20 protein-coding genes are annotated in these 25,046 nt (G+C 69.3%); 8 read left to right on the forward strand and 12 right to left on the reverse strand.

What is annotated here, in order from left to right; translation table 11 throughout:
- Positions 1–46 precede the first annotated feature (46 nt).
- Entirely contained in the window at positions 47–1,024 is a 978-nt protein-coding gene (locus tag AVR91_RS00085) for an ATP-binding cassette domain-containing protein (RefSeq protein ID WP_063275542.1), read from the forward strand.
- Positions 1,021–1,818, forward strand: coding sequence for an ABC transporter permease (locus tag AVR91_RS00090; protein WP_063275543.1), 798 nt, complete (start codon positions 1,021–1,023; stop codon positions 1,816–1,818). Before AVR91_RS00085 ends, AVR91_RS00090 begins: the two co-directional genes overlap by 4 nt.
- A gap of 61 nt (positions 1,819–1,879) precedes the next feature.
- On the opposite strand, the gene AVR91_RS00095 is transcribed toward AVR91_RS00090, so the two are convergent.
- Positions 1,880–5,065 (reverse strand): BTAD domain-containing putative transcriptional regulator, encoded by a 3,186-nt coding sequence (locus AVR91_RS00095; protein WP_063275544.1) that lies wholly within the window; start codon positions 5,063–5,065, stop codon positions 1,880–1,882.
- Positions 5,066–5,216: 151 nt separating this feature from the next.
- Between AVR91_RS00095 and AVR91_RS00100 the strand changes: the two genes are divergently transcribed.
- Complete coding sequence (locus AVR91_RS00100) at positions 5,217–6,632, forward strand: M1 family metallopeptidase (RefSeq protein WP_063275545.1); 1,416 nt, start codon at positions 5,217–5,219, stop codon at positions 6,630–6,632.
- 26 nt (positions 6,633–6,658) lie between these two features.
- Entirely contained in the window at positions 6,659–7,294 is a 636-nt protein-coding gene (gene pcp, locus AVR91_RS00105; protein ID WP_063275546.1) for a pyroglutamyl-peptidase I, read from the forward strand.
- On the opposite strand, the gene AVR91_RS00110 is transcribed toward pcp, so the two are convergent.
- Together AVR91_RS00110 and AVR91_RS00115 are read right to left on the reverse strand one after the other, a co-directional pair.
- On the reverse strand, positions 7,295–9,058 hold the full coding sequence (locus tag AVR91_RS00110; RefSeq protein WP_063275547.1) for an Hsp70 family protein: 1,764 nt from the start codon (positions 9,056–9,058) through the stop codon (positions 7,295–7,297).
- A 356-nt stretch (positions 9,059–9,414) separates the two neighbouring features.
- Complete coding sequence (locus AVR91_RS00115) at positions 9,415–11,973, reverse strand: ATP-dependent Clp protease ATP-binding subunit (RefSeq protein ID WP_016337759.1); 2,559 nt, start codon at positions 11,971–11,973, stop codon at positions 9,415–9,417.
- 347 nt (positions 11,974–12,320) lie between these two features.
- Here AVR91_RS00115 and AVR91_RS00120 point away from each other — a divergent pair, with 347 nt between their 5' ends.
- Positions 12,321–13,139: a hypothetical protein gene (locus AVR91_RS00120; RefSeq protein WP_063275548.1), complete on the forward strand. Its 819-nt coding sequence runs from the start codon at positions 12,321–12,323 to the stop codon at positions 13,137–13,139.
- Here the strand turns inward: AVR91_RS00120 and AVR91_RS00125 are convergent.
- The gene (locus AVR91_RS00125) at positions 13,136–13,717 is read right to left on the reverse strand and encodes a TIGR03086 family metal-binding protein (RefSeq protein ID WP_063275549.1); all 582 of its coding nucleotides are present in this window, start codon (positions 13,715–13,717) and stop codon (positions 13,136–13,138) included. The two genes, AVR91_RS00120 and AVR91_RS00125, sit on opposite strands and share 4 nt — an antisense overlap.
- Positions 13,718–13,783: 66 nt before the next feature.
- On the opposite strand from AVR91_RS00125, the gene AVR91_RS00130 reads away from it, so the two are divergent.
- Positions 13,784–14,623 carry a helix-turn-helix domain-containing protein gene (locus AVR91_RS00130; RefSeq protein WP_063275550.1) on the forward strand — a complete coding sequence of 280 codons (840 nt, stop codon included), beginning with the start codon at positions 13,784–13,786 and terminating at the stop codon, positions 14,621–14,623.
- A 6-nt stretch (positions 14,624–14,629) separates the two neighbouring features.
- On the opposite strand, the gene AVR91_RS00135 is transcribed toward AVR91_RS00130, so the two are convergent.
- Entirely contained in the window at positions 14,630–14,983 is a 354-nt protein-coding gene (locus AVR91_RS00135) for a histone-like nucleoid-structuring protein Lsr2 (RefSeq protein WP_005165380.1), read from the reverse strand.
- Positions 14,984–15,134: 151 nt separating this feature from the next.
- Positions 15,135–16,646 carry a lysine--tRNA ligase gene (gene lysS / locus AVR91_RS00140; protein WP_043848432.1) on the reverse strand — a complete coding sequence of 504 codons (1,512 nt, stop codon included), beginning with the start codon at positions 16,644–16,646 and terminating at the stop codon, positions 15,135–15,137.
- A gap of 96 nt (positions 16,647–16,742) precedes the next feature.
- Between lysS and AVR91_RS00145 the strand changes: the two genes are divergently transcribed.
- On the forward strand, positions 16,743–17,516 hold the full coding sequence (locus AVR91_RS00145) for a class I SAM-dependent methyltransferase (protein ID WP_063275551.1): 774 nt from the start codon (positions 16,743–16,745) through the stop codon (positions 17,514–17,516).
- Positions 17,513–18,286, forward strand: a complete 774-nt coding sequence (locus AVR91_RS00150) for a class I SAM-dependent methyltransferase (protein ID WP_063275552.1) — start codon at positions 17,513–17,515, stop codon at positions 18,284–18,286. The genes AVR91_RS00145 and AVR91_RS00150 overlap by 4 nt, the downstream gene beginning before the upstream one ends.
- A gap of 288 nt (positions 18,287–18,574) precedes the next feature.
- Here the strand turns inward: AVR91_RS00150 and AVR91_RS00155 are convergent, their stop codons facing one another.
- The 6 genes from AVR91_RS00155 to AVR91_RS00180 all read right to left on the reverse strand — a co-directional run bounded on the left by AVR91_RS00155 (position 18,575) and on the right by AVR91_RS00180 (position 25,031).
- The gene (locus AVR91_RS00155) at positions 18,575–19,354 is read right to left on the reverse strand and encodes a type III pantothenate kinase (protein WP_063275553.1); all 780 of its coding nucleotides are present in this window, start codon (positions 19,352–19,354) and stop codon (positions 18,575–18,577) included.
- A gap of 4 nt (positions 19,355–19,358) precedes the next feature.
- A complete protein-coding gene (panD, locus tag AVR91_RS00160; protein ID WP_016337767.1) occupies positions 19,359–19,853 on the reverse strand; it encodes an aspartate 1-decarboxylase in 495 nt (164 codons plus the stop codon).
- Positions 19,854–19,865: 12 nt separating this feature from the next.
- Complete coding sequence (gene panC / locus AVR91_RS00165; protein ID WP_016337768.1) at positions 19,866–20,774, reverse strand: pantoate--beta-alanine ligase; 909 nt, start codon at positions 20,772–20,774, stop codon at positions 19,866–19,868.
- A complete protein-coding gene (locus tag AVR91_RS00170) occupies positions 20,771–21,688 on the reverse strand; it encodes a Rossmann-like and DUF2520 domain-containing protein (protein WP_394329939.1) in 918 nt (305 codons plus the stop codon). Before AVR91_RS00170 ends, panC begins: the two co-directional genes overlap by 4 nt.
- Before the next feature lie 135 nt (positions 21,689–21,823).
- A complete protein-coding gene (locus AVR91_RS00175) occupies positions 21,824–22,993 on the reverse strand; it encodes a PrsW family intramembrane metalloprotease (protein ID WP_083715537.1) in 1,170 nt (389 codons plus the stop codon).
- 28 nt (positions 22,994–23,021) lie between these two features.
- The gene (locus AVR91_RS00180) at positions 23,022–25,031 is read right to left on the reverse strand and encodes a DUF6779 domain-containing protein (protein WP_063275556.1); all 2,010 of its coding nucleotides are present in this window, start codon (positions 25,029–25,031) and stop codon (positions 23,022–23,024) included.
- Positions 25,032–25,046 lie beyond the last annotated feature (15 nt).

Genomic DNA, 25,046 nt, shown 5'->3' on the forward strand with positions numbered 1-25,046 from the left:
CGGGGTGCACCTTTGTCCGCGGGGCGAGATCCACAGGAGGAAAGCGATGACTCACGCGATCAGGGCCGAGGGCCTGGTCAAACACTATGGGGAGACGAAGGCGCTCGACGGGGTCGATCTGGAGGTCCCGGCGGGCAAGGTGGTCGGGGTGCTGGGGCCGAACGGCGCGGGGAAGACGACCGCCGTCCGGATCCTGGCCACCTTGATCCGGCCGGACCGCGGCCACGCGAGCGTCTTCGGGTACGACGTCGTCAAGAACCCGATGGCGGTCCGGAGCATGATCGGGCTGACCGGGCAGTACGCGTCGGTCGACGAGGACCTTTCCGGTACGGAGAACCTCGTCCTGATCGGCAGGCTGCTGGAGTTCTCGAGGGCGGACGCGAAGCAGCGCGCGGCCGAACTGCTGGAGCGGTTCGAGCTGACCGACGCCGCCGGCCGCGCGATCAAGACCTACTCGGGCGGGATGCGGCGGCGGCTCGACCTCGCCGCGAGCCTGGTCGGCCGTCCCAAGGTGCTGTACCTGGACGAGCCGACCACGGGGCTCGACCCGCACGCCCGCAACGAGGTCTGGGCCGTGGTCCGGACGCTGGTCGCCGACGGCACGACGGTGCTGCTCACCACGCAGTACCTGGAGGAGGCCGACCAGCTGGCCGACACGATCACCGTGTTCGACCACGGGCACGTCGTGGCGAACGGCCGGGCCGACGAGCTCAAGCGGCGGACCGGCGGCCAGACACTGCAGGTGCGGCCGTCCGCGCTCGCCGACCTCGACGCCGTCGAGCGCATCCTGGCCGGGCTCACCGGGGCCCGGCCGAACCGGGACGACGACACCGGGCTGCTCACCGCGCCCGTCGCCGACCCGGTCCTGCTGTCCACCTTGGTCCGCAAGCTGGACGAAGCCGGGATCACCGCGGACGAGCTGGCGCTGCGGCTGCCCAGCCTCGACGAGGTGTTCCTCGCGCTGACCGGCAAGAAGACCGGCGAGTCCACAAAGGACACTACTCCGGAAGGGAGCCTGGTATGACGACCATCGCCGCGCCCGCACCACGGCGCGTTTCACTGTCGAGCAGCACGCGGCACGGGCTTTCCCTCGCCTGGCGCGGCATCCTGAAGATCCGCAAGAACCCGGAGCAGCTGGCCGACGTCACCATCGCGCCGATCATCTTCCTGGTCATGTTCGTCTACCTGTTCGGTGGCGCGATCATGGGCAGCACCGAGGGCTATCTCCAGATGATCGTGCCCGGCATCATGGTGTTCAACATCCTGCAGGCCAGCATGACCGTCGGCGTCCAGCTGAACACCGACGTCACCAAGGGCGTGTTCGACCGGTTCCGCGCGATGCCGATCGCCCGGTCCGCGCCGCTGATCGGCGCCGTACTGGCCGATATCGTGCGGTACCTGGTGTGCCTGGTCGTGTTGATGGTCGTCGCGACGATCATGGGTTACCGCGTCCAGACCGGACCGGCCGAGTTCGCGCTGGCGATCCTGCTCGTCATCGCGTTCGCGCTGTCGTTCTGCTGGGCCTCGGTGTTCGTCGGGATGCTGGTGAAGAGCCCGGGCGCGGTGCAGGGCCTGATGTTCGTCGTGCTGATGCCGCTGACCTTCGGCAGCAACGTCTTCGTCCCGACCGGCACCATGCCCGGCTGGTTGAAGGCGTGGGCCGACATCAGCCCGGTGACGCAGATGTCCGACGTCCTGCGCGGGCTGATGAACGGAGGGCCGATCGCCGGTCCGCTGACCGGCTCGCTGATCTGGATGGCGGCCGCGCTCGCGGTCTTCTTCCCGCTCGCCACGTGGGCTTACCGGAAGCGCGTCTGACGGGGGTCAGGGGGAACGCGCGTGAAGGGCTCCTCGCCTCTGCCAGGCGAGGAGCCCTTCTTCACGGAGCCAGTTCCCGCAGGATCCAGGACAGCAGCTCGGTGCGGGCAAGCCCGGCGTCCTGCACGAGCAGCTCTTCGTAGCACTCCTCGCCGAAATGCTCGCGAAGATCGCCGATCAGCTGCCGGACACCGGGTTCACCGAGGTCCAGCCTGCCGCGCAGGAGTTTCGCCGCGCCGAGCAGCCGGACGGCGGTCTCAGGTCGTCCCTGCCGGAATCGGATCAGGCCGCCGACCTCGACGATCCGCCCGAGGTCGGCGATGTCGCCGCGCTCCGCGGTGGACTTCGCGACGGCCGCGGCCCCGCGTTCGGCCGCGGCCAGATCCCCGGCGGCCAGCCCGATCTCGGTGTCGATGTATCCGCCGAACTCCTCGCCGAACGTGCCCGGCGCCGCGACCGCGGTCATCTTCTCCCGGAATCGGATGGCGACCTCACGCGCCTCGTCCACGCGTCCGGCCCGGCAGAGCAGATCGGCCTTGCCCACCAGCACCATCACCGCCAGCTGGGCGTTGCCCATTTCGCTCGCGTAGCGCTCGGCCTCGAACATCTCGCGCATCGCCGTGTCCAGATCGCCCGCCCGCGCGTACTCCGTCGCGAGCCTCCATCGCTGCTGGACCAGGTCGTCCTGCGATCCCAGTTCGAGCGCGAGGGCGAGCCCTCGGCGGTACAGCGCGAGCGCGGCTTCGTGATCGCCGGACATCGAGATGTCGCTCGCCTTCATCCCCAGCGTCATCGCGGTGCCCCACCGGTCGCCCACGGCCAGAAAACCTTCGTAGGCCCGGTCCCTGGCCTGTTCGGCGCCGTCGGGGTCACCGTCGTCGACGAGGATGAAACTCTGCGCCCACGCCCCCGCCGACCTCGCCCACGGGTCCGGGCTCGACAACGCCCGCTCCACCTCACGGTGCGCGAGTTCCTTGTCCTGGCTGAAGAAGGCCAGCATGGGCAGGCCGATGGCCAGCCCGGCGAACCGGGTGTACGCGTCCGTCCGCACGCATTCGTCGATCAGGACCCGCACGGCTTCGCGGTCGCCGACGCCGGGCACCATCGTGGTGATCTCGCGCATCGCCTGGAAAGCGGCCGCGAAGTCCTCGTCCAGCCGGTCGCCGAAAGCGAGCACTTCGGCGACGAAGGATTCGACCCGATCGCTGTCGCCCTTGATCAGCCAGTACCAGAAGGTGCTGCCGAACAGATGCGTCGCCATGTCCACGTCGCCGGCGTCGATGGCCTGGCGGAGCGCGGTCACGATGTTGCCGTGCTCCGCGTCGTAGCGCGAGATGGCGATGAGCTGATCGGCCGTCCGCAGCATCGGCTCCAGCCGCTCGGCGAGCTGGGCGTAGTAGCGGTGATAGGCCTTCGTCAGCTGTTCCCGCTCTTCGGCCTCATCGAGCCGTTCCGCCGCGTAGGCCCGGATGGTCTCCAGCATGCGGTAGCGCGGCTCGCCCTGCTCCCCGGCGATCGCGTCCACAATGGACTTCTCGACGAGCGAGCCGAGGACGTACAGGATGTCCTCGGCGAGCAGGCCCTCGTCCGCGCAGACGCTTTCGACCGCTTCGACCTCGGCGCCTGCCCCGAACACCGAAAGCCGTCTGGCGAGCACGCGCTCGGCGTCGTCGAGCAGGTCCCAGCTCCACTCGACGACGGCACGCAGCGTGCGCTGCCTCGGCAGCGCCGTGCGGCTGCCGGAGGTCAGCAGGCGGAACCGGTCGTCGAGGCGTTGCGAGATCTGCGCGACGGTCATCGACCGCAGCCGCGCCGCGGCCAGCTCCAGCGCCAGCGGCATCCCGTCCAGCCTGCGGCAGATCTGCGCGACGTCGTCCACAGTGGACTCGTCGAGCCGGAAATCCGGGCGCACGGCCACCGCCCGGTCGACGAACAGCCGGATCGCGCCCGCCTCAGCGGCCTGGGAAACCGTCGGCGTGCCTTCCGGGACCGCCAGCGGGCCGAGCGGGCACAGCGTCTCGCCGTCGATGGCCAGCGCCTCCCGGCTCGTCGCGAGGACACGCAAGGTCGGCACGCGCCGCAGCAGGGTGTTCGTCAGCTCCGCCGCGGCGTCGACCAGATGCTCGCAGTTGTCCAGCACCAGCACCGATTCACCGGCGCCGAGCGTCTCCACGACCCTGGCCAGCGCGTCCGCCGGGCGGCGCATCGGATCGCCGGCGTGCGAAAGGCCGAGATCCCACAGCTCCAACGCCGCGAAGACCGCGCCGGGCAGGTCGCCGGGGTCGCGGACGCCGGCGAGCGGCACGAACCAGACCCGTCCGCGCGCGTGCGCCGGATGCCGGGTCGCGACCTCCGTGGCCAGCCGCGTCTTCCCGGCACCACCGGGCCCGACGAGCGTCACCAGCCGCGCACCGGCGAGGAGCTCGGCGATCAGCTTCAACTCGTCGTCACGGCCGACGAAACTGGTCAGCCGCACCGGCAGATGATCGGCGGGCGCGGGCGGCGGGCCGAGTTCGCCGCGCAGCGCCGCGAGATGGATCTCCTGGAGTTCGGCCGAAGGATCGACGCCGAGCTGATCGGCCAGCGCCGCCCGGACCTCCTCGTAGACGGCCAGGGCGTCGGACTGGCGATCGGCCGCGCACAGCGCCCGGATCCACAACCCGGCGAGCCGTTCGCGCAGCGGATGCCGCCCGGCGGCCTCCTTGAGATCCGCCAGCACCCGGTCGTGCCCGCCGAGCCGGATCTCCGCTTCGAAACGGTCTTCGGCGGCTTCGAGACGCAGATCCTCCAGGCGGGTCGCCGGTGCCTGCGCGAAAGGAGCGTCGAGGACGTCGGACAGCGCTTGACCACGCCACAGCCCGAGCGCCTCGGCGAGGATCGCGGCCGCACCGGCGTCCCGGCCCGCCGTGAGTTCCGCGCGTCCCTCCGCGGCCAGCCGCTCGAAACGGCACACATCGACGTCCTCGCGGGCGACGTCCAGCCGGTAACCGCCCGGCCCGGAGTCGAGGGCGACGTCTTCGGCGCGCAGGACCTTGCGCAGCCGCGAGACCAGGGATTGCAGCGCGTTCGCCGCGTCGGCGGGCGGCTCCGCGCCCCAGAGACCGTCGACGAGGGCCGTCGCCGGGACGGCACGGCCGGGGTCCAGCGCGAGCCTGGCCAAGAGCATGCGGAGGCGGGCACCGCCGATGTCGACCGGGGTGCCGTCACCGGCCTCCGCTCCGACCGGGCCCAGCAGCGTCACACGCACGGACCCCAGCTTTCCAGAAGCCGCAAACGCATACCCCGACCAGGCGACGGAAGTGGGGATTATCCGGGCACGAAGGATCTTTCCGGGCGGAAGGCCGAGGTCACAGCGCTACGTTCGGGATCAAGTCACAGCCGATCGACTGGGAGCGTGAATGAGGTACCGGAGTGCGGCCGTCGTCGCCGCCGTTCTGGCCGCGAGTGTCCTCGGCGGCGGGACCGCCCTCGCCGACACCGGGAAACCCGGCGCCGACGGCGCGGGCGACAGCTACTACCCGCAGGACGGCAACGGCGGCTACGACGTCGGCGACTACAACCTGAAAATCGGCTACGAGCCCGCCACCAAACAGCTCACCGGCCTGCAGACGATCACCGGGCGGACCACACAGGCGCTGAGCTCGTTCAACCTCGACCTGCACGGGCTGACCGTCGACTCGGTCAAGGTCGACGGGCGGAAGGCGGCCTTCACCCGCACCGGCGACCACGAACTCGTGATCACCCCGGCGCGTCCGCTGCGGAACCACGAGCGGTTCACCGCCGAAATCGCGTATCACGGCGTCCCGCAGCCGATCGAGGATCCGGCGCTGGGCGAGAACGGCTGGCAGTACGCGAAATCCGGCGGCGCGTTCGTCGCGGGCGAGCCGAAATCGGCGACCACCTGGTACCCGGTCAACGACACCCCGCGCGACAAGGCGACCTTCCACCTCGCCGTCACCGTGCCGTCGGAATGGGGCGTCATCTCGAACGGCCGCGAGCGCGGGCACTTCGCCGACGGGGCGAAGACCACCTACGTCTGGGCCGAAGAGACCCCGGCCGTGCCGTACATGACGACGGTCGCGATCGACAAATGGGAGTTCGAGCGGACGAAGCTGTCCGACGGCACCCCGGTCGTCAACGCCTACGCCCCCGGCACCCCCGCGTCGACCAAGCAGGCCGAAGCGCGGCTGCCGGAGATCATCGACTTCCTGGCGTCGAAGTTCGGGCGCTATCCGGTGGACGCGGCGGGCGGCATCTTCCTCGCCGAGCCGATCGGGTTCTCGCTGGAGACGCTGAGCAGGCCGATCTACTCGGGCGCGGCGGGCAACATCCCGACGATCGTGCACGAGAACGCCCACCAGTGGTGGGGCGACTCGGTCGCCGTCGACAAGTGGAAGGACGTCTGCCTCAACGAATGCTTCGCGTCGTACGCGGAATGGTTGTGGTCCGAGGCGAAATCCGGCCAGGACCTGAAGGCGCGCTACCTGACCGCCGTGCAGAAGGCGACGGACCGGTTCTGGGCCGGGAAGCTGTACGACATGGGGCCCGGCAACGAGTTCACCTACGTGTACTCGAAGGGCCCGGTGGCGTTGCACGCGCTGAAGAACTACATCGGCGCGGCGCCGTTCGACCGCATCCTGAAGACGTGGCCCGCCATCCACCGCGACGGCAACGCGAGCCTTCCGGAGTTCCAGAAGTTCGCCGAACGCGTCGCGCACAAGAACCTCCAGGGCTTCTTCGACGCGTGGTTCTACGGCAACACCAAGCCGGCGCCCGAGTACCTCTACCCGGGGGACCTCAAGCCCGTCTCCTGACCTGCGTCACACGTTAGGGTGAGGGCATGACGTCTGTGCTCCTCACCGGTTTCGAACCGTTCGGCGGTGAGCGGGTGAATCCGTCGTGGCAGGCGGTTTCCCTGCTCACCGGCCGACGGCACGACACCGTGGCCGTCGAACTGCCGTGCGTCTTCTCGCGTTCGCTGGTCACCTTGCGCGACGCGATCGACGAATACCGCCCGGAGCTGGTGATCTGCGTCGGCCAGGCGGGCGGCCGCCCCGACGTCACCCCGGAGCGGGTCGCGATCAACCTGATCGACGCGCGCATCCCGGACAACGCGGGCTCGCAGCCCGTCGACGTCCCGGTGATCCCCGGCGGCCCCAACGCGTACTTCACCACGCTGCCGGTGAAGGCCTGTGTCACCGGGATCAAGGACGCGGGGCTGCCGGCGTCGGTCTCGCACACCGCGGGGACGTACGTGTGCAATCAGGTCTTCTACGGGCTGATGCACTTGCTGGACAACGACTTTCCCGGAGTGCGCGGCGGTTTCGTGCACGTGCCGTACACCCCGGAGCAGGCCGCGCGGACCACCGCGCCGAGCCTGGCCGTGCACCGCGCCGCCGAGGCGCTGGAGATCATCGTGGAGACCGCGCTTTCGGTGACCGAAGACCTTTCGACGCCCGCGGGCACCCTGCACTGATCAAGGCTTGAGCTGGGCGGTGAAGAACTCGACCATCTCCGCGGTCGTCCGCGCGGTGCCATCGCTGCGGGTCGAGACGAGCATCGCGCTCAACGGCGCGTCTTCGGTCCCGAAGAGCACGATGCCGCTTCGCGCGCCCACGCCCGCCACGTAGCGCCCTCGGAGGCCGTCGGCCGCCCAGGTGCCCTCCGCGGGTTTGCCCTTGGTCATCCGCTGCCGGACGCCGTCCTCCAGGCCGGTCATCGCGACGCCCTGGTAGTAGTTGATCGCGTTCGATCCTTTGGCGTCCTTGAACACGCAGGTGACCGCCGACGCCGCACCGACCGTGGCGGCCGCGTCCGGCGCGTCCCGGCACTCGTCCCGCTGCGGGATGACGGCGGCGATCCGGCGGAGACAGTCCGTGAACCCCTGCGCGTCCTTCGGGCCGGGCTGATCGCAGCTCACCGGTTTCGCCGGAGCCGGCCCGGCGACCGGCTCCTCCTTGCCGCCGCTGAGCAGGACGATCGTCGTCACGATCGCTGCGAGAGCGAGGGCAACGACGCCGTAGGTCGTGGGTTTCTGCCAGTTGCGGCCGGGCGGCGGCGGGGGCGGTGTCCAACGCGGCGGCTGAGGACGCTGCGGCGGGGGCTGGTGCTGAACCGGCTGTTGGACGGGCTGTGGCCGCACCGGCGCGAAGGCGGGCACGGTCAGCTGGGAATCCTCACCACCGGTGGGCACGTGATGCAGCCCGAACGCGACCGCGGTCTCCGGCTGGTCCTGCGTGGTCGGCGCGATCCTGAGCTGGTTCGCCAGCAGGCTCGCCAGCAACGGCATCCGGCTCGGCCCGCCGACGAGGTAGACGCCGCCGAGCCGGTCCGGGGTCAGCCCGGCGCGATGGATCGTGGTGGCCAGGAGTTCGCCGCTGCGCAGGAAACTCGGCCGGACGAGCGCTTCGAGCTCCATCCGCGTCACCCGCACGTCGCCGAACGGCTCCGGCATCGGGATCTCGGTCTGCTGGTGCCGCGACAGGCTTTCCTTGGCGTCACGGACATCCTGCAGCAACGACCGGCGCGTCCGGCGGTCGCTGACCGACTGCGGGCGCAGGATCCGTTGCCACTGCGCGGGATCGGAATGCGACACCTCGCGGCCGATGTGCACCAGCAGTGCCTGGTCGATGTCGAGACTGCCGAGATCGGGCAGCCCGTCCTCGGCGAGCACGGCGAACCCCTGCGCGCTCACGCCGACGACGGCGCAGTCGAAGGTGCCCGCCCCGAGGTCGTACACCGCGATCGGACCGGGCGGCCGCCTGCCGTTGTTGAGCGAGGCGTAATGCGCGGCGGCCGCGACCGGCTCGGGAATGAGCACCGTGGTGGGAAAACCGGCCTTGAGGGCGGCGTCGCGGAGGATCTGCTTGCGGTCCGGGCCCCAGCCCGCGGGATGCGAGATGCGCACCTGCGCGGGCATCCGCTGGAGGAGCAGCTCGGCCTCTTCGCCGACACGGCGCAGCACTGCGGCGAAGGCGTCGGCGATGGGGAGCGAGAGGTCACCGAGCTGGAGAGCGCCCTCGTCGATACGCCGCTTCGGATTCGCCTCGAACCGGCTCGGGTCGAGGCGGGCCCGGCGTTCGGCGTCCCGGCCGACGAAGACCGTGCCGTCCTTGTCGGCGTAGATCGCGGACGACATCGTCACCGACCCGTCGATCTCGACGACCTGCGTCCCCCTGCCGTGGATCGAAAGCACCCCCACCGTGCTGGAGGTACCGAAATCGATCGCCAGAACGTCCATCTGACCCCCTCCCGGACCCGATGGCATCGTCTCACGCCCTCCGATCACGCGAGTTCCGCCTCCAATCACGCGAGTCACGGCCCCAATCACGCGAGTTCCGTGCCTGATCACGCGAGTCGCGCGTCCAATCACACGTGTCGTCCGCCTGATCACGCGAGTTCGCCGTCCACGCACACAGGCCCCTGTGCGGGAAAGGCGAAATCACGTGATTGAACGCGTAACTCACGTGATTGGGGACGTAACTCGCGTGATTGGAGGGCGAACTCGCGTGATCAGACGGACGACACGACACACCGAAAACGCGGAAGTGCCCGCCGCGGCGAAACCGCGACGGGCACTTCAGGAGCAGAGAGGCGTTACTCGCCCTCGGCTTCACCGTTCTCTTCGGTCGAGCCGGCACCGATGCTCACCGGCGGGGCGTCCGGGACCGACGAGGGACGGGCTTCGCCGCGGAAGACGAAGTGCGCCTTGTCGTCCTTCTCGCCCTCTTCGTCGTTCCAGCCTTCGACGTCGACCAGGATGATCTGGCCGGGCTGGACCTCGCCGAACAGGATCTTCTCCGACAGCTGGTCCTCGATCTCGCGCTGGATCGTGCGACGCAGCGGCCGCGCGCCCAGCACCGGGTCGAAGCCGCGCTTGGCGAGCAGCGACTTGGCCTTGGGCGTGAGCTCCAGCTCCATGTCCTTGGCCTTGAGCTGCGTCTCGACCCGGGCGATCATCAGATCGACCATCTCGATGATCTGTTCCTTGGTCAGCTGGTGGAAGACGATGATGTCGTCGATCCGGTTCAGGAACTCCGGCCGGAAATGCTTCTTCATCTCCTCGTTGACCTTTTGCTTCATCTTCTCGTACCGGTTGGTGCTGTCACCGCCGGACGAGAACCCGAGCGAGACGGACTTGGAGATGTCCGAGGTACCCAGGTTCGAGGTGAAGATGAGCACGGTGTTCTTGAAGTCGACCGTACGACCCTGACCGTCGGTGAGACGGCCGTCTTCGAGGACCTGCAGGAGCGTGTTGTAGATCTCCTGGTGGGCCTTCTCGATCTCGTCGAACAGGACCACCGAGAACGGCTTGCGCCGCACCTTCTCGGTCAGCTGGCCGCCCTCTTCGTAGCCGACGTAGCCCGGAGGGGCACCGAAGAGCCGCGAAGCGGTGTAGCGGTCGTGGAACTCGCCCATGTCGATCTGGATGAGCGCGTCGTCCTCGCCGAACAGGAACGCCGCGAGCGCCTTGGACAGCTCGGTCTTACCGACACCGGACGGGCCGGCGAAGATGAACGAGCCGGAGGGGCGCTTCGGGTCCTTCAGGCCGGCACGGGTGCGGCGGATCGCCTGGGAGACGGCCTTGACCGCGTCCTCCTGGCCGATGATCCGCTTGTGCAGCTCCTCCTCCATGCGGAGCAGACGCGTGGTCTCCTCCTCGGTGAGCTTGAACACCGGGATACCGGTCCAGTTGGCGAGGACCTCGGCGATCTGCTCCTCGTCGACCTCGGCGACGACGTCGAGGTCGCCGTCCTTCCACTGCTTCTCCCGCTCGCCCTTCTGGCCGAGGAGGGTCTTCTCCTCGTCACGGAGGCGGGCGGCGCGCTCGAAGTCCTGCGCGTCTATCGCGGACTCCTTGTCCCGGCGCACGTCGGCGATCTTCTCGTCGAACTCGCGCAGGTCCGGCGGCGCGGTCATGCGGCGGATGCGCATCCGGGCGCCGGCCTCGTCGATCAGGTCGATCGCCTTGTCCGGCAGGAAGCGGTCGTTGATGTAGCGGTCCGCGAGGGTGGCCGCCTGCACCAGCGCGCCGTCGGTGATCGAGACGCGGTGGTGCGCCTCGTACCGGTCACGCAGACCCTTCAGGATCTCGATCGTGTGCTCGAGCGACGGCTCGCCGACCTGGATCGGCTGGAAGCGGCGCTCCAGCGCGGCGTCCTTCTCGATGTACTTGCGGTACTCCTCGAGCGTGGTCGCGCCGATGGTCTGCAGCTCACCACGGGCCAGCATCGGCTTCAGGATCGACGCGGCGTCGATCGCGCCCTCGGCGGCACCCGCGCCGACGAGCGTGTGCAGCTCGTCGATGAACAGGATGATGTCGCCGCGGGTCTTGATCTCCTTGAGCACCTTCTTGAGGCGCTCTTCGAAGTCACCGCGGTACCGGGAACCGGCGACCAGGGAGCCGAGGTCGAGGGTGTAGAGCTGCTTGTCCTTCAGCGTCTCTGGGACCTCGCCCTTGACGATGTTCTGCGCGAGCCCCTCGACGACGGCGGTCTTGCCGACGCCGGGCTCGCCGATGAGGACCGGGTTGTTCTTGGTGCGCCGCGACAGCACCTGCATGACCCGCTCGATCTCTTTGCCCCGGCCGATGACCGGGTCGAGCTTGCCTTCGCGGGCCTGCACGGTCAGGTTGCGGCCGAACTGGTCGAGCACCAGCGACGACGACGGGGTGCCTTCACCGCGTCCGGAGCCGGTCTCGGTCGACTCCTTGCCACCCTGGTAGCCCGACAGCAGCTGCAGGACCTGCTGACGCACCCGGTTGAGGTCCGCGCCGAGCTTGACGAGCACCTGTGCGGCGACGCCTTCTCCCTCGCGGATCAGCCCGAGCAGGATGTGCTCGGTGCCGATGTAGTTGTGGCCGAGCTGCAGCGCTTCGCGCAGCGACAGCTCAAGCACCTTCTTGGCCCGCGGGGTGAAGGGGATGTGCCCGCTCGGGGCCTGCTGCCCCTGGCCGATGATCTCCTCGACCTGCTGGCGGACGCCCTCCAGCGCGATGCCCAGCGATTCCAGCGCCTTGGCGGCGACACCTTCACCCTCGTGGATCAGACCCAGGAGGATGTGCTCGGTGCCGATGTAGTTGTGGTTGAGCATCCTGGCCTCTTCTTGGGCCAGGACGACCACCCGCCTCGCGCGGTCGGTGAACCTCTCAAACATGTGCACTCCCTCGACTGCTGCGACGGCGGCCCGTTTCCATCGTGCTTTCACCGCGATGGATTCAGCACCGTGAGACCACTCTAGTAGCCATGCGGTCGCGCTGGCGTACCACTACGGCTGATTGCGGCCCGTTCGCGCCCAGGCCGTTCTCCGGCCGTGCGCTCTTTCATCTTCCGGTTGCCCTGCACCTTTACGTCAAGCCCAACGTGCGAACACGCGTCCGGATTCCGCCGGACGAGGGTTGTCCGCTGAGCGCGAACACGGGGTCCGCCCAGTGGTTGGACACCCGTCCGGAGTAGTCACGGACGGTATGTAAGGTTAGGCGTACCTAATGACGGGAGGTCGGCGTGTCGCATCCTCACACGCTCGCGTCGCGCGAGGACGGACTCCGCGCCTCCCTGTCGAGGATGCCCGAAGACGCCCGGCTCCGCGCGGACGTGCCGGAGGGCGAGCCGGGCTGGGTCCGCTGCCGCGACCTGCTCGGCGAACCGGCCCGCCTCGTGCGCTGGCGGGAGCGGCTCACCGGCTGGCTGGCCGAGACGTATCCGCAGGCGGCCACGATCCCCGAGCGGACCCCGGCGAGCTGGATCCTGTCCTGGTACCTGCACGTCCCGGCCCTGGCCGGCGCGATGCTGCTCCATCACCAACGCCGCGTCCCGTCGCTGGCGCCGTCCGCGCTGGCGTTCCGGATCGGCGCCGACCGGCCCCACCCGGACTCGGTGGCCGTCCTCCGCGAAACGTTCCACTGCCTGCCCACGGACCCGGGCTCGGCGCACCCGAGGGCCGTCGTGGTCCCGGACGAGCGGGCGCTGGCGGCCGTCCTGCGGGGCCGGTACGTCGCGCACGCGAGCCGGTTCATCGACGTCTACGGGCCGCTGACGAGGCTCGGGCGGCGCCAGTTGTGGGCCGCCGCCACGGACGCGCTCGACAACGCGCTGTGGTCGGCGGGACGGCTGGGCGGGACTCCGGAGGCCGAGGGCGCCGGGGTCGCGGACGCCGCTTTGGTCCTCGAAGCCCGGTTCCCGCCGTTGACCTCTTCATCGAAGCTGACGCTCGCCACCGGAGCCGATGGACGCCGCGAGTGGACGAGAATCCGCGAGGGCTGCTGTTTCAACCATCTGCTTCCGGCGGAATCGGAATGCGGAGGTTGTCCGCGAACCCGCTAACGGCTCCAGCCGGGGTTTCGTCCCGTCACTCCCAAAGCGCGCTCGAACGGCGTCGCGCCTTCCGCGACGGCCACTTCTTCCCCGTACACCTTCATCGTCCGAGCCTGTTCCCCCATCGCCGTGGCGGACGCCAAGACGGCTTCGGCCACTTCGGGCGCGACGTCGAACGTGCGGCCTGTCGCCTTCGCCAGGTCCCAGCCGTGGAAGACGAACTCGCCGAGCACCATGTCGCCGACGATCGACGACGGCATTTCCGTCGCGCCGAGCGCCGTCATGCCCTGCCACGCCCCGGGTGTCCCGAAGACGTCCACGAGCCGCGCGGTCTGTTTCTCGATGGCACTGAGCCATTCACCGTCGGCGAGACCCGCTTCGGCCTCGCCGACGGACACTTCGGGCGGTGCCGTCTTGTGCCCGGCGGCTTCGAGCCAGGGACCCCAGTAGAGAAGGTGGTTCAGCAACGCGCGGACGTCGTACTCGGCGCACGGAGTGCGGGCGGAGAGGTCGGATTCGCCGATCCCGCGCAGGATTCCGGTGAATTCCGCGGCGGCGGGAGCGATCAGGGCAGCGTGTTCGGTCATGTGGGCAGGAAATCCCGCGCACCGGCGCGCTGTCTTGAAGAAACGCGACAGGGTTAGGTTGATCCGGTGAGCGGGCACCGGATCCCGGCGGGGATCGTCAACGCGCGGGCGGCGAAGTTCAGCCTCGTCCGGCATCCACCGACGCCGGAACTGCGCCCGTACGTCGACCACCACTGGGTGCTGCGCTGGGATCTGCGCGGCCTGCCGGGCGAGGAACAGGCGGTTTTGCCCAATCTCGCGGTGAACGTCACGTTCTTCCGCCGCGCGGCGGGTGCGTACGGACCGGGGAAACGACCTTTCCGCTACCTCGTCGAGGGCACGGACCACGGTATCGGCGTGCGATTCCGCCCGGGGGCATTCCGGGCATTCCTCGGCGGTCCGGTCTCGATGATCTCCGGCGGTTCCGTTCCGCTCACCGATCTCTTCCCCGGGGCCGGAGCAGTGACGGAATCGGTACGGAATGCGACGGACGACTTCGAAATGGTCCGTGCCGCGGAGGAACTGCTCCTCGCGAAACACCCCGTGCTCACCGCCGCGGCCGCGACGGCCATCGAAGCGGTGGAAACAATCGCGGGCGATCAGGCCATTACCCGGGTCGCCGAGCTGTCAAGCCGGACAGGCCTGTCTCAACGAAGCCTGCAACGCCTGTTCGCCGAACATGTCGGCACCGCCCCCAAATGGGCGATTCAGGTATACCGATTGAACGAGGCGGCGGCACGGATCGCGGCCGAGGAACGGCCGGACTACGCGGAACTGGCGTTCACGCTGGGCTATAGCGACCAAGCGCACTTCACCCGGGATTTCCGCTCCGTGACCGGATGGGCGCCCAGCGAGTACGCCCGCTTGAACCGTGTACAAGAACAAGAAAGCCGCCGGGAAAGGTTTCCCGGCGGCCGTCTGGTCTGAAAGACCTCAGTTCTTCTTGTGGTAGGCCTCCACGACCTCGGACGGGATACGTCCGCGGTCGGAAACCTGGAAGCCGTTCTTGCGGGCCCAGGCGCGAATGGCCTGGTTCTGCTCGCGGTCCACGGTCGCGGGACGGGCGGCGGCCTTCACGCCGGCGACCGGACGAATGGCGGTGCGCTTACGGCCACCCGCGCGACGGGCGTGCTCCACATACTGGGCCAGCGCGTCACGAAGCTCTTCCGCGTTTTCCGCGGAAAGGTCGATCTGGTAGCTCACACCGTCCAAACCGAACTCGACGGTCTCTTCCGCCTCAGTGCCGTCGAGGTCGTCGACGAGCGAGACGAGCACCTTCTGTGCCATCTGTTTCCTCCTGCTGGGGGCTTACACGAATGATCTGGTACGGGGCATGCCCCGGACAGAAGACTTTGTCTAGCGACATTAATACCCGCTACCGACTCATAACGCAAATCTTGTTTACGAGAACGATCGAGGTATCTGTCACGCGGACGGGTTATTCGGGTCGGACGAGCGGGAACAGGATGGTCTCCCGGATACCAAGGCCGGTCAGCGCCATCAGCAACCGGTCGATCCCCATTCCGACACCACCGCTCGGCGGCATTCCGTACTCCAGCGCGCGGAGGAAATCCTCATCCAGGTTCATGGCCTCACTATCGCCCTGCGCACCCAGCCGGGCCTGTTCCACGAGACGCTGCCGCTCCACCACGGGATCGACCAGCTCGGAGTATCCGGTGGCCAGTTCGAATCCGCGCACGTACAGATCCCACTTCTCGGCCACCCCCGGCTTGCTGCGATGTTGCCTGGTCAGCGGGGATGTCTCGACCGGAAAATCACGGACAAAAGTAGGTTCGTGGAGATGATCGCCGACGAGATGTTCCCAAAGTTCTTCGACGAGTTTGCCGTGGCCTAACTTCGGGTCGAGCTCCAGCTCTCGCGCTTCGGCATAGGAACGCAGCTTGTCCGCCGATGTCTCGGGAGTGACCTCTTCCGACAACGCCTCGGACAACGACTCGTACATTCCGAGCGTGGTCCACTCGCCGGACAGGTCGTACTCCGAACCGTCGGCGAGAGTGACCACCTGAGTACCGAGAACGTTCTGTGCCGCCTCCTGGATGAGCTGCCGCGTCATCACCGCGTTGGAGTCATAGGTCGCATACGCTTCGTAGTACTCGAGCATGGCGAACTCGGGCGAGTGCGAGGAGTCGCTGCCCTCGTTCCGGAAGTTCCGGTTGATCTCGAAGACCTTCTCGATACCGCCGACCACGCAACGCTTGAGGTACAGCTCCGGCGCGATCCTCAGGTACAGATCGAGGTCGAAGGCATTCGAATGCGTGACGAATGGCCGCGCCGCGGCACCGCCGTGCAGCGTTTGCAGCATCGGGGTCTCGACCTCGAGGAATCCCCGGCCGTGAAACGAGTCACGCAGGGAACGCAGCACACCGGCACGGGTACGGACCACGTCCCGCGCCTTGGGACGCACGATCAGATCGACATAACGCTGCCGGATCCGCGTTTCCTCGGCCAGGTCTTTGTGCGCCACCGGCAACGGGCGCAATGCTTTCGACGTGATGCGCCAGGAGTCGGCCATCACGGAAAGCTCACCGCGCTTGGAGGTGATGACCTCGCCGGAGACGAATACGTGATCACCGAGATCGACATCGGACTTCCATGCCGCGAGCGCGTCCTCGCCCACCTTCGCGAGGCTGAGCATCGCCTGCAACTCGGTGCCGTCGCCTTCACGAAGACTCGCGAAACACAGTTTGCCGGTATTGCGCATGTACATGACCCGGCCGGTGATACCGACGATGTCGCCGGTCGCGGTGTCGGCAGGAAGACCGGAATGCTTCGCGCGCACTTCGGCCAGCGAGTGCGTCCGGGGCACCTCGACCGGATACGGATCGATACCCTCCGCGATAATCCGGTCGCGCTTGTCCCGGCGCACCCGCATCTGTTCCGGCAGGTCTTCGTCGGGGCTCACGCCCTCGGATGCGGGGATTTCAGTCATGGCGCACAGCGTACGAACCCGCCGCTTCCCTACGCCAACCGGATTACCTTTTCCGGGTCCGGACCGGCCGGTTTTCTCTCCATTAACCTTGAGCGCGTGAACTCATCCACTCCTGGCATCGAACCCGAACTGCAAGCACGCCGTGCCGCCTCGTTCGGCGCGGAGGCCGCCGCCTATGCCGAGCATCGGCCGGACTATCCGGAAAAGGCACTGGCCTGGGGGCTGGCCGGCGCGGCGGGAACCCCGGAGCGGGTCCTCGACCTGGCGGCCGGGACCGGCAAGGTCAGCGAAGGACTGCTGGCGCTGGGCGTCGAGGTCACGGCCGTCGAGCCGGACGAGAAGATGCTCGCCGAGCTCACCAGGACACTCCCCGCCGTGACCCCGCTCGTCGGGACCGCCGAAGAGATCCCGCTGCCGGACGGCTCCGTGGACGCCGTGCTGGTGGGCCAGGCCGTCCACTGGTTCGATCTCGACCGGGCCTATCCGGAGATGGCCAGGGTGCTGAAACCGGGCGGAGTCTTCGCCGCGCTGTGGAACCACGACGACGAGTCGGCGGGTTGGCTGGCCGAGTTGAACGCGCTGATCAAGACGTCGATGAGCAGGCGCTGGCTGAGCGACTACGAATCGCTGCCGGCACACGAGGCCTTCGAGCCGTTCGAGAAGAAGACGTTCGGCCACAAACAACCCAGGACGGCGGAAACCCTGGTGGCCACTCTCGCCACCCATTCGCACATGCTGGTGGCCCCGGCGGAGGAACGCGAAGCCAAACTGCGCACGGCACGGGAATTCCTCGGCCGGAATCCGGAAACCGCCACGGGGGAATTCGACCTGCCGATCACCACCACCGTCTTCCGGGCACGGAAGCGATGACCGACTGGAAGGCGGCGTTCACGGCGACGTTCGGCGCCCCCGCGTCGGCGGTGTCCGCGCGGATCTGGGCCGAGGTCTACGGCGACGAGTACCCCGCCGAGCTCGACACCTACAGCTTCGTGACCCGGACCGACCTGCGCCGCATCGCGGCCGAAGCGCGGCTGGAGCCGGGCGGGCTGCTCGCCGACATCGGCTGCGGGCGCGGCGGTCCCGGGCTGTGGGTCGCCGCCCGCACGTACGCGACGCTCACCGGCATCGACATCGCGGCGACGGCGCTGGCGTCGGCACGGCGCCGCGCGGAGGCCATGGATGTCGAGGCGACCGAGTTCCGGGTCGGCGACTTCGAGGACACCGGGCTGGACGACGCGTCGTTCGACGCGGTGATGAGTGTCGACGCGCTGCTGTTCGCGCCGGACAAGCGCCGCGCCTGCGAGGAATTCGCGCGGATCCTCGCGCCGGGCGGGCGGCTGCTCGTGACGACCTGGGACTTCGACGGGCAGCCGGTGAACCGGCCGCCCCAGGTCGCCGACCACCGGCCGCTGCTGGAGGCCGCCGGTTTCGACGTCCTTTCCTACGAGGAGACGCCGGACTGGCGGGCGCGGCAACGGCGGACCGTGGAGCTTTCGCTCGAACGGCTGGAGGAACTCGCGGCCGAATCGGGCGACGATCCTTCGAGGCTCCGGGCGAGCCTCGAACAGACGCTGCGGAACCAGGACCTGATGACGCGGCGGGTGCTGATGATCGCCTCCCGCCACGAGTCGTCCGTCTGATCACGCGTGTCGTCCGTCTGATCACGCGTGTCGTCCCTGCGGTCACACGAAACCGTCCGGCTGCAGGTAGCTGAGACCCGGTTGGTTCTATCGACCAGTAGGGCGAAGGTGTCGTGTTCGCGGGCGGGGCCAGCGACGGTGTGAAGGCTCCCTTCACCACGTCTAATGCGGCGAAGGGAGCCTTCAGCCCTGGTCAAGCGCGGGTCGTGAGTGGCGTTTCGGGTTAGAACCCGAAGCGCCACTCACGACCACCTGCACCGACCACGCCACGTTTTGCCCTACCCCTCACTAAATGCGGTGGTTGCGCTCGTAGACCAGCCGCAGGCCCAGGAGCGTCAGATCCGGCGCGTGCTCGGTGATCGTCTCGGATTCGCCGAGCACCAAGGGCGCGAGGCCGCCGGTCGCGATCACCGCGACCGGATCCGTCCCGCCGGGCGAGAGTTCGCGCTTGATCCGCTTCACGAGGCCGTCGACCTGGCCGGCGAACCCGTAGAGGATGCCGGATTGCAGGCATTCCACGGTGTTCTTGCCGATCACCGACCGCGGCGGCACCAGCTCCACCTTGCGCAGCGCCGCGGCCCGCGCGGCCAGCGCGTCGACCGAGATCTCGATCCCGGGTGCGAACGCGCCGCCGAGGAACTCGCCCTTGGCGGAGATGGCGTCCACATTGGTCGAAGTCCCGAAATCCACCACCACACAAGCGGTCGACGGGTGCAGGTGATGCGCGGCCAGGGTGTTCACCAGCCGGTCCGCGCCCACCTCCTTGGGGTTGTCGACCAGGAGCGGCACACCGGTGCGCACCCCCGGCTCGATGACGATCTTCGGCACCCTGGCGTAGTAACGCGAAAGCATGACGCGCAGCTCCCGCAGCACGGCGGGAACCGTGGACAGCGCGCTGATCCCGGTGACCGCGTCCGCATGCGAGCCGAGAAGCCCGCGCATGGTGAGCGCGAGCTCGTCGGCGGTCATCCGCGCGTCGGTGCGCATCCGCCAGTCACCGATCAGCTCGTTTCCCGAATACAGCCCGAGAACGATGTTGGTGTTGCCGACGTCGATCGTGAGCAGCAAGGACTCAGCTTTCGGCGTGCAGCAGCGCGTCGAGACGGCGGGCGTCGGCGGTTTCGGCGACCGGGAAGGTCATCGTGTCGTCGTCGGCCAGGGTCACGGTGCCGCTCAGCAGACCGGAGCCCTCCGGCGCGTGCCCGGGGTTGGCGCCCTTCTCGACGATCCGGTTGTCCGCGTCGACGAAGACGACCCGCGGCCGGAACGCGGCCGCCTCGGCGTTCTCCATCTGCGCGTACGAAATCAGGATCACCAGGTCGCCCGGGTGCACCAAATGCGCCGCGGCGCCGTTGATCCCGAGCACCCCGCTGCCGCGTTCGCCCGCGATCACGTAGGTTTCGAGCCGTGCGCCGTTGGTGACGTCCACAATGGACACCTGTTCGCCCGGCAGCAGATCCGCCGCGTCCATCAGGTCCTCGTCGACGGTCACCGATCCGACGTAGTGGAGATCGGCCTGGGTGACCGTCGCCCTATGGATCTTCGATTTCAGCATCGTGCGGTACATCGTGGACTCTCCCTATTCCCCTGCGTCCGGCGCGTGTTCCGGATGGTCAACGGCCGCGCCGAGCACCACCGGGACGTTGTCGATCAGCCGGGTACTCCCCACCCTGGCCGCGATCAGCAGACGCGCCTCACCGTCGACGGGCGCGGGCCCGAGGTCGGTTCCCCTCAATTCCAGATAGTCGACCTCGACCGCGGGTCGCGCGGCGAGGGTCTGCCTGGCGGTCGCCAGCACGGCTTCCGCGCCGTCGCGTCCGACGAAGGCACCCGCGGTGAGCGCCGCCGACAACACGATCGCGTCCTCGCGCTGTTCCGGAGTCAGGTAGACGTTGCGCGAGGACAACGCCAGCCCGTCGCGCTCCCGTACCGTCGGCACCCCGATGACGCGGGTGTCGAAGTTCAGGTCGCGCACCATCTTCTTGATCAGCACCAGCTGCTGGTAGTCCTTCTCCCCGAAGAAGGCGTAGTCCGGCCGCACGATGTTGAACAGTTTCGCCACCACGGTCAGCACGCCGGCGAAATGCCCCGGCCGCACCGCGCCTTCCAGCTCGTCGCCGAGCGCGCCGGGATGCACCGTGACGGTGGCCCCTTCGGGATACAGATCCGACGCCTTGGGCAGGAAGCCCAATTCGACGCCGTCCTCCTTCAGCACTTCGAGGTCCTTGTCCAGCGGACGCGGGTACGCCTCGAAGTCCTCGCCCTCCCCGAACTGCAGGGGGTTCACGAAGATCGACGTCGCGACGACCGTGTTCGGCAGCCGCTTCGCGCGGCGGATCAGCTCGCGGTGCCCCGCGTGCAGGGCGCCCATCGTGGGCACCAGCGCGACCTTGCGGCCGACGCCGTGCAGCGCACGCGTCACCTGGCTGACCTGCTCCGGCGGCTGGAAGGTGTGCAGCGTGCCTCGGGCGAATTTCGGTGTGGTCACTGGTTTTGCTGCCCTTCGGCGGGGTCACTGAGGAGTTCGGTGAGCTCGGCGGCGGCCGAGGCGTCCAAGAGCCCGGCGGCGTCGCCGCGCGCCAGCGTGCGCTTGGCCAGCGCGCGATAGCTCGGGGCGATGTCGGGGCCACGTTCGGCCAGCACCGCGAGATGCTTGCGCACGGTGCCGAGATCACCACGGGCCACCGGCCCGGTCAGTGCCCGGTCCCCGTGTCGCAGAACATTATCCAACGCCGCCGACAACAACGGAGCCACCAGGCGTTCGGGCTGGGCGATTCCCGCCCCTCGCAACAGTTCCGCGCAGTCGGCGACCAGTGTCATCAGGTGGTTCGCGCCGTGTGCCAACGCCGCGTGATAGAGCGCTCGCGCTTCGTCGGGGACCCGGACGGGCTCCGCGCCCATCTCCACGGTCAGCGCCTCGCCGACGTTCCACGCCGCTTCGTCACCTTCCGCCGCCGTGACGCCGAAGCTGCAGGCGGCGAGCCTGTCGAGGTCTTCGGGACGGCCGGTGAAGGTCATCACGGGGTGCAGGGCCAGCGGCAGCGCGCCGGCCTCTGCGGCGGGTGCGAGGACGTCGATGCCGTGCGATCCGGAGGTGTGCACGACGATCTGTCCCGGACGCAAGGAGCCGGTGGCGACGAGGCCGCGCACCATCCCGGCGAGCGCGTCGTCCGGCAGGGCCAGCAGGACCAGGTCGACCCGGCGGGCGACCTCGTCGGGCGGCAGGAGCGGCACGTCGGGGAGCAGCTGCTCCGCCCGGCGCACCGAAGCGTTGGAAAGGCCCGAAGCGGCGACGACCGTGTGCCCGGCCCTGGTGAGCGCCGCGCCTACGACACTGCCGACGCGGCCTGCGGAAACGACGCCCACGGCCAGGCGAGCGGGCCTCATCATGGCGTGCGCCAATGGACGCTCATGGTCGAAAACTCCTCAACTCGTTCCAGTCCCGCTCTGCGGTCGCGGGTACCAGACGACGGCGCGAGGGTAACCCTCCGGCCCGGCTCCGAACCGGCGCTCGTGACCAGCTTCACCTGACCGTGGTCATCCGCGCGGCGCGCCGTCGGCGAGCCGGACGGCCTCGGCCCGCGACGTCTTGAGCACCTGCAACAGCTCGCGCTGCCGCTGTTTCGCCTCGTCGGTGAGCTTCGGGCCGCGCCGCAGGAACGCGAGCTCGGTCACGCTGGCCTGGTAGCGGCCGACGGCCTTCGCCGCCTCCCGTCCCGACTGCTTCCGCGCTTGTTTGCGCCACGACCGCCGCCCGGAGAGGCTCGCCAGCAGCGACACCTCGGTCGGCGCGATCCAGCGGGCGTCGACCATCATCGGCAGGGCGGCGGCGACGATCCGCTGCTCGCGGCGCCGCTGCATGACCACCACCGAGAAGACGCCGATGAACAACGGCACCATGATCAGGAAGTACACGTTCAGGAAGGTCTTGGCGCCGCCGAGCAGCGCGGCGCCGTTCCACAGCGCGTGCAGCAGCACGGCGACGAGGTAGCCGCCGATCGGCGCCAGGATCCGCAGCGAGCGGACCTTGCTGCTCGCGGCGACCCCGAGGCCGATCCCGGTCATCACGGCGAACAGCGGATGCGTGAACGGGGAGAGCACGCCACGCAGGAAGAACGCCGCGAGCACGCCGGCGCTCGTGCCGTCACCGAAGCCGTGCTCGGCGAACGCGCGGCCGAAGTAATAGATGTTCTCGGTGAAGGCGAAGCCCGCCGCGGTGAACCCGGCGTAGACGATGCCGTCCACGACGCCGTCGAACTCGCTCGGGCGGCGCCACCACAGCAACAGGATGAACGCGGCCTTCGCGGCCTCCTCGACCAGCGGCGCGGAGACCAGCCCGCTGATCTTGCCGCCGACACCCGTGCCGAGCAGCAGGTCGCCGACCGCCTCGGCGCCGCTGTTCAGCAGCAACGCGATGATCGTCGCGACGCACGCGCCCCACACGAAGGAAAGCAGCAGGAGTTTCGGCGGTTCCGGCTCCCAGCGGTCGACCCACAGGAACGCGGTGACCACGACGGCGACCGGGACCAGCGCCGCGAGCACACCGATCCCCACCGCGAGCGGGCCCACCTTTTCGGTCACCGTGCCGAAGACGAACAGCCCGCACAGCGCGACGGCGATCAGCCCGAGCACCGGCAGCAGCACGGTGATCGACCGAGACCGGCGGGGCCGGTCGAGACCGGGCGCCGGGGAGGAAGGCTCGCTCACAGCGGGTCACCCTACCGTCGGTACGGGTTCAGTCTTCGGCGCGCCGCCTGCGCCGCGGAGTGGATTCGTTCGCGCCGTTGGCGGCGAGCAGATCCATCACCGAGCGGCCGGACGCGTGCGAGCCCGCGTCGGAGGTCTCCGGACGGCTGTGCGACGACCCGTTGCGGGACGGCGTCTCGTCGTCCGGCTTCGCCCGCCTGCCGCCGTGACGGCCGCCGGTGGATTCGGCGGCGGCGCTCTGCCAGGCCGGGGGCTCCCCGTCGGGACGACGGCGACGGCCGCCACCGGTGGGCTCCGGGACGTTCGGCGCCGGGGTGATCGAGACCGAGGAGTCCTCGGCGGCCCGGCGACGGCGTCCGCCGCCACCGCTCTGCGCCAGCCTGATCTCTTCGGGCAACGTCGGGTTGACCGCGGGCGGCTCCTCCGCGGGCGGGGAACTGTGCCGCGACGGCGCCTCGGCGGCCGGACGGCGCACCGGTTCGGGCTCCGGCTGCCGCACCGGCTCGGCCCGGCGAGGCGGCTCGGACACGGCCGGGATCGACGGCGGGGTCGGCGGCTCCGGTTCGCGACGCGGCTCGGGGCGCGGTTCCGGATGCGGCTGGACGGCCGCGGGCTGGGGCTTGGCGGGCGGCGTGGGACGCAGCCGGTCCTGGAAGTCGTCCTTCCGGGGGAACGCCGCGCTCAGGTCGGAGACCGGGCGCTCCTGCGTCCACGACGGCTTCCACTCGCCGGTGGCCTCCATCGGCTCCGGCGTGACGGGCTTGTTCGCGGGCGGCGGCGTGCCACCGGCCGGACGGGGCCGCTCGACCGGCTTCATCCCGGGGCGGGTCAGGCCGAGCTCGCGGTTCGGCCGGGGACGGTCCGGCTCGACCTTCTTCACCGGCTTCGCCTGCACCGGAGGCTTCACCGGCGGCGTCTGCTTCCGGGTCTGCTCCTCGGGCCGCGCCGCGGGGGGACGCTGCACGGTGCCGGCGTCGAGCCGCTGTTGCAGCGAAGACTGCTGCGGGCGGCGGGGCGGCTCGTTGCGCGGCGGCTCCGGACGCTGGGGCTGCCGGGCGATGGTGGGCATCGACGGCTGCGAGACCTCGGCGCGCGACACCCCCGGCATCGACGGGCGGGACACCTCGGCGGGCGTCACCGGCGGCGGGGTCTTGCGCTGGGCGTCGACCCTCGGCATCGGCCGGGAGACCTCGGCGGGCGACATCCCGGGGTTCGACATCTCGAGCCGCTCGCGGCGGGCGGCTTCGGCGGCGAGCGCTTCGGCCGCCTTCGAAGCGCGGGCGTCCGCCTTGCGCATACTGCGGCGAGTCGACTCGTCGACCGGCTTCGGCCGCTGGACCTGATTGCTCTGCCCGTACCCGTTCGTGCCGTTGACCTGGCCGTTCGCCGGTTTGCGGCGGGCGGCGGGCGGGGTGCCGGCCCGCGCGGAAGCGGGTTCGAGGACGCGGTCGATCATCTCGGTCGGGCGCTCGCGCTCGCGTTCACGCTCGTCGACGTCGATCGTGGTGCTCTTGGCCGCCATGAGCTGGGGTTTGCCGTTGCCGTTCTCGGACCCCGCGCTCATCAGCTGCTTGTTGTCGAGGGACCGCATCCGGGTGGCCTGCGCGGTGAGCGCGACGCGTTCGAGGAGCACCTCGCCGCCGAAGAGCGACTGGAGGCTTTCACGCAGGGCGCTCACCTCGGCTCTGAGCGCTTCGAGCTCTTCCTGGGAACGGCTCTCGGCGGCCTGCCGGGTCTCCGCCTCGATCTCCAGCTCGAACTCGCGGCGGGCGGCGATCTCGCGTTCCAGCTCCAGCTCGTAGACGGCCTGCGCCTCGGCGACGGCGTCCTCGCTCTGCGATACGTGCTTGCGGTAGCGGACCGCGAGGAACGCACCGATCAAGGCGGCCCACAGCGCCGCGACGATGCCCAACCGCAAGTAGCGGAGGTCGTCGGAAAGCACCAATGCGAGAGTCGCGCCGACGGCGAGAACCAAGCCGACGACAAGCCACGGCCTACCCGCAAGGCGGCCGCGCGAGTCGTCACCCACCCCGGTCATGCCCAACACCGTACC

The organism is Amycolatopsis keratiniphila subsp. keratiniphila, from assembly GCF_001620365.2.
GTDB lineage: Bacteria > Actinomycetota > Actinomycetes > Mycobacteriales > Pseudonocardiaceae > Amycolatopsis > Amycolatopsis keratiniphila.